Origin of the sequence: Microbacterium sp., assembly GCF_032084865.1 — a bacterium.
GTDB lineage: Bacteria > Actinomycetota > Actinomycetes > Actinomycetales > Microbacteriaceae > Microbacterium.
The window spans coordinates 1-2,733 of sequence record NZ_DAMDLU010000220.1; the positions used below are offsets into that span (position 1 = coordinate 1).

General features: G+C 70.6%; 5 protein-coding genes. 3 read left to right on the forward strand and 2 right to left on the reverse strand.

The features are described from left to right. Both RT309_RS14640 and RT309_RS14645 read left to right on the forward strand, forming a co-directional pair. Positions 1-459, forward strand: a 459-nt coding sequence (locus RT309_RS14640; protein ID WP_313358210.1) for an acyl-CoA dehydrogenase family protein, incomplete at its 5' end; no start/stop codon positions are given. Beyond that, positions 459-1,571, forward strand: coding sequence for an acyl-CoA dehydrogenase family protein (locus tag RT309_RS14645; protein WP_313358212.1), 1,113 nt, complete (start codon positions 459-461; stop codon positions 1,569-1,571). The genes RT309_RS14640 and RT309_RS14645, both read left to right, overlap by 1 nt. An 83-nt stretch (positions 1,572-1,654) precedes the next feature. On the opposite strand, the gene RT309_RS14650 is transcribed toward RT309_RS14645, so the two are convergent. Next, positions 1,655-1,792: a hypothetical protein gene (locus RT309_RS14650; RefSeq protein WP_313358214.1), complete on the reverse strand. Its 138-nt coding sequence runs from the start codon at positions 1,790-1,792 to the stop codon at positions 1,655-1,657. Between the two features lie 167 nt (positions 1,793-1,959). On the opposite strand from RT309_RS14650, the gene RT309_RS14655 reads away from it, so the two are divergent. Continuing rightward, positions 1,960-2,121, forward strand: coding sequence for a hypothetical protein (locus RT309_RS14655; protein ID WP_313358216.1), 162 nt, complete (start codon positions 1,960-1,962; stop codon positions 2,119-2,121). 114 nt (positions 2,122-2,235) lie between these two features. Here RT309_RS14655 and RT309_RS14660 read toward each other — a convergent pair. After that, positions 2,236-2,733 (reverse strand): nuclear transport factor 2 family protein (locus RT309_RS14660; RefSeq protein WP_313358218.1); only part of this gene is annotated, 498 nt, incomplete at its 5' end.

A 2,733-nucleotide genomic window follows, 5' to 3' on the forward strand; every position in this document is an offset into this window, starting at 1 on the left:
CTCGCGCCCGAGGCGCTCGAGGCCGCCCTGAACGAGGCCTCGCTCGCCGCCGCAGCGATGCTCGTCGGCGCCGGAGAGCGGATGCTCGACGAAGCCGTGGCGTACGCCAAGGTGCGCGAGCAGTTCGGCCGCCCGATCGGCGAGTTCCAGGCGCTCAAGCACCAGCTCGCCGCCGTGCGCGTGGCGCTGAGCTTCGCGCGCCCGCTGATCTGGAATGCAGCGCTGCGCGCCGGTGAGGCCGACGTCGACCGTGCGGTCTCGGCGGCCAAGGTCGCGGCATCCGATGCGGCGATGCTCTCCGCGCGCACCTCGTTGCAGGTACATGGCGCGATCGGCTACACCGCCGAGCACACGCTGCGCATCTGGCTGGGCCTCGCGCCGGCGCTGTCGTCGGTGTGGGGCACTCCGGCGTTCCACCGCGCGCGCATCGCCCGCGATATCCTCCCGAAGGAGCTGTGATGTCTTTCGAACCCGACGAGGATCAGCAGGAGCTGGTCGCCCTCATCCGCGATGTGCTCGGCCAGCGGGCCGACGCCGCATCGACGCGCACGGCGCTCGAGAGCGCTGACCGCTTCGACGCCGACCTGTGGCGTCTGCTGTGCGAGGAGATCGGCGTCGCCGGCATGGCGGTCCCCGAGGAGTTCGGCGGCGCCGGGTACACGCTGCGCGAGTCGCAGCTGCTGCTCGAGGAGCTCGGCCATTCGCTCTCCCCGTCGCCGTACCTGGGCTCGGTCGCGATCGCCGCACAGGCGATCCTCGCCTCCGGCGATGCGGATGCCGCCGAACGCCTGCTGCCCGGGATCGTCGAGGGCTCGTCGAGTGCCGCTCTCGCCTGGGCGGATGCCGCCGGCCGCCTCGCGCCCGAGCAGGTCGACGTGCGCGCCGTGCAGGACGGCGACACCTGGACTCTGAGCGGAACCTGCGGCTTCGTGCTCGACGGCATGCCCGCCGACGTGATCATCGCGATCGCGCAGACGGATGCCGGTCCGCGGCTCTTCGAGATCGTCGACGCCGACGCGGTGACGCGTCGCGAGATCGAGACGATGGATCTGACGCTGCGTCTCGCCGAGTTCACGTTCGACGGCACTCCCGCCCGCGCGCTCGGCGACGCCGACCCGGCCGTGCTCGACCAGGTGCGGGCGCTGGCCCTCGCTGCCGTCAGCGCGGTGCAGGTAGGCACCGCAGCGCGCGCGCTCGAGATGACGGTGGAGTACGCCCTGCAGCGTGTGCAGTTCGGTCGCCAGATCGGCTCGTTCCAGGCGATCAAGCACCGCCTGGCCGACATGCACGTGCAGGCCGAGGTGGCCCGCACGGCGTCTCGCGCGGCATCCGCCGCCCTCGCCGACACTGCGGCCGATCGTCTCGAGCTCGCCGCGATCGCCAAGGTGACCTGCTCGGAGGCGCTGTCGCACATCGCCGCCGAGACGATCCAGCTGCACGGCGGCATCGCGATCACCTGGGAGCACGACGCCCACCTGATCTTCAAGCGCGCCCACGCCCTCGGCCAGCTGTTCGGCTCGCCGCGCGAGGAGCGCGCCCGCGCCGAGGACTGGGCCCTCGCCCGGCTCTGACGCCTGACATCACCGCCCGGAGCGGCGCAGTCTCGGTCCCACCCGAGTAGCTGCGCCGCTCCCGGAACAGCTCAACGCAACAGCTATGAGCAGCGGTGTTCGGACCACACCTCAATCACTCGGTCGCTGTCGGGATAGCCCGCCTCGTCGAGCGCATCCTTGACCTGCAGCGTGACGACGAGCATGTACGCCTCACTCTCGAAGTCGACCGCCGAGCTCAACAGACGATCGTGCCTGACAGCCAGCCGACGATCAGTAGTGCTGACGGTCACAGTGAGGCAGGATGAGGGCCACTCGCGGACTACGCGTACGACAACGTCGATGTATCGGCGAGTCACTACTTCGGCGAGCATGATGGAACCTCGCTCAGGGACGCGAGAGTTCGACCGTGCGCCTTGTCGCCGACGCGGGCGAGAACGCATGGGTCGTGACTTGCGGTGGCGCGGCGACGAAGGTCAGCGGCGTCGCAGGCACGTTCGAAGTCGTCGTCGACGGCGCGCCGGCGCCGGAGGGAGCGGTCAAAGTCTCCGACAACGTCTACGCCTGGTAGATCATTCGACCCGAAGCAGGCGCCGAGATCACGGCGAGCCTGAGCCGCGAGACTGCTGCCCGACAGGGTCCGCTGAATGTCTGAGACATTCAGACTCTGAGTAGGCGGCACCCCTCAACGCCGCAGCGGCGCGGTCTCGGTCCAGTCCGTGTACTTGCGGCGCTCCCGGAACAGCCAGCCGTCGGGCGTGCGCACGAGGTCGTCCTCGTAGCGGTCTGCCAGCGTGAAGCGCACACGCCCCTCGGGCGCCTGGCTGATGTGGTGCGCCATGCAGCGGGTGAAGGCCGTCGCCGTGTCACCGTCGACCTCGACGAGGCTGGGTGCGAGCACGTGGCTCGTCGTCTCGAACGTGCAGAGCGCGCCGAACGCCGCGACGAGCGCATCGTGCCCCTGCGGGGTCTCGGACGCATGCTGCGAGCGCGGCCGGAACAGCAGCATCCGCCCGTCCGGCACGAACAGCCCGGCCATCTCGGTGAAGCGCCGCTCGTCGGCGAAGCGCGCGTAGTGGGCGATCACCCGCGTGATCGCCCACCAGTCGCCGTGGTCGGGATCGGTCATCGCGCGGCCCGCGCCCGTCGCTCGTGCAGCGGGGTCGCGGCGCCCTCGGCCCAC

Excerpts from the sequence above, each read along its gene's own strand:
- RT309_RS14645 (WP_313358212.1), top strand. The coding sequence starts at position 459 with ATGTCTTTCGAACCCGACGAGGATCAGCAGGAGCTGGTCGCCCTCATC.